1 protein-coding gene is annotated in these 448 nt (G+C 75.4%); it reads left to right on the top strand.

From position 1 onward, the window contains the following. Positions 1-106: 106 nt before the first annotated feature. Positions 107-448, top strand: a 342-nt coding sequence (locus M3149_RS22780) for a circularly permuted type 2 ATP-grasp protein (RefSeq protein ID WP_251711629.1), incomplete at its 3' end; no start/stop codon positions are given.

Here is a 448-nt window from a genome sequence, read left to right on the forward strand (position 1 = left end):
GGGCGGGACGCCGCCGGTCGTGGGGGCACTGCTTCGCTATCGCGCACGCGCCGGCGACGAGGCTGTGATGGCGGGGGCTCAGCCGAGGGAGCCGTACCACGACGTCGTGACCCACCTTCGTGGCCTGGGGGACCAGGAGCTGCGGCGGCGGGTCGAGACGGGGCGCCGCTGGGCGCGGTCCCAGGAGCTGGCCTTCGTCGTCGACGGCGGACTGCAGGAGTTCCCGGTCGACCTGGTGCCGAGGATCATCAACGCGCACGAGTGGGCGCGGCTGGTGCCCGGGCTCGTGCAGCGGGCGAGGGCCCTCGAGGCGTTCCTCCAGGACGTGTACGCCGAGGGCCGCGTGATGGCGCTCGGCGTGGTGCCCGCGGCCGTGGTGCTCGGGTCCCCCGGCTGGAGGGAGGAGGCGCGGGCGCTGCCACTGGGCGCACTGAGGGCACCGGTGCTG

The organism is Hydrogenophaga intermedia, assembly GCF_023715105.1.
In the GTDB taxonomy this organism is placed as follows: domain Bacteria; phylum Pseudomonadota; class Gammaproteobacteria; order Burkholderiales; family Burkholderiaceae_C; genus Hydrogenophaga; species Hydrogenophaga intermedia_A.